At 46.2% G+C, this 1,150-nt stretch carries 1 protein-coding gene; it reads left to right on the top strand.

Annotated elements, in window-relative coordinates; all coding sequences use genetic code 11:
• A partial coding sequence (locus tag IQ264_RS32515) for a class I SAM-dependent methyltransferase (RefSeq protein ID WP_193986927.1) occupies positions 1 to 1,150 on the top strand: 1,150 nt, incomplete at both ends.

The following is a 1,150-nucleotide window of genomic DNA, read 5'->3' as shown; positions in this document are numbered from 1 at the left end:
TAAGAGACACCCTAACACCTACCCCCCAACCCCCGGTTCTTAGACTTTATAAAACCGGAGACTTAGCCCGTTATTTACCAGATGGTAACATCGAATACCTGGGACGGCTCGATAATCAAGTGAAAATCCGGGGTTTTCGCATTGAGTTAGGTGAAATCGAAGCCGTCTTGCGTCAACACCCGTTAGTACAAGAGAGCGTAGTCATCGCCAGAGTTGACAGCCCAGGAGATAAACGATTAGTCGCTTACTTAGTACCAGGACTGACAGGCCAAGCCTTAGACCAGCAGGTACAGCAATGGCAAAATGAGTACATCAGTGATTGGCAAGCCCTCTATGAACAATCCTATAGCGAAGCTCAAACGGCTATTGATGACCCCACCTTTAATATTTCTGGTTGGAATAGTAGTTACACTAAACAGCCAATTCCAGCTGCCGAAATGCGGGTGTGGGTGGAAACTACGGTCAGCCGAATATTATCCCTGGCACCACAAAGAGTCTTAGAAATTGGTTGTGGGAGTGGATTACTGTTGTATCGAGTAGCTAAAAACGCCAAAGAGTATTGGGGAACAGATTATTCCCGATCGGCCATTGAATACGTTGACCAAGTATGTCGCACAGTGGCAGGTTTAGAAAACGTCCAATTACGACAGCAAACCGCAGATAACTTTGCGGATATCCCCAAAGGCTATTTCGATACTGTAATTATCAATTCAGTGGTGCAGTATTTCCCTAGTGTGGATTATCTGTTGCAGGTTCTCGAAGGCGCAATTGGGGCAATTGATTCTCACAAAGGTGCAATTTTTGTTGGGGATGTCCGCAGCTTGCCTTTACTGGAACCTTTTCATGCAGCGGTGAAGTTAGCGCAAGCAGCTGGGGACAGAAGTGTTGAACAATGGCAGCAGCAAGTCGGTCAAAGTATCGCTACTGAAGAGGAGTTGGCGATCGATCCTAGATTCTTTATCGCTTTAAAACAACGCTTTCCTCAAATTGGCTCTTTAGAAATTCGGCCTAAACGTGGTTATGCACAAAACGAACTCATTCAATTCCGCTATGATGTGACGCTGCATTTGGGTGTTCAAGTTCAAACAAAAGAAGGGGATAGGGGTCAGGTGTTAGGGTGTAGGGAAGAAGAAACCCCAACCCCCAACCC

The sequence above is a fragment of the [Phormidium] sp. LEGE 05292 genome (assembly GCF_015207735.1).
Lineage (GTDB): Bacteria > Cyanobacteriota > Cyanobacteriia > Cyanobacteriales > Aerosakkonemataceae > Floridanema.
Note: the sequence above shows the minus strand (reverse complement) of the source record. Positions and strands in the feature narration are given on the sequence as shown.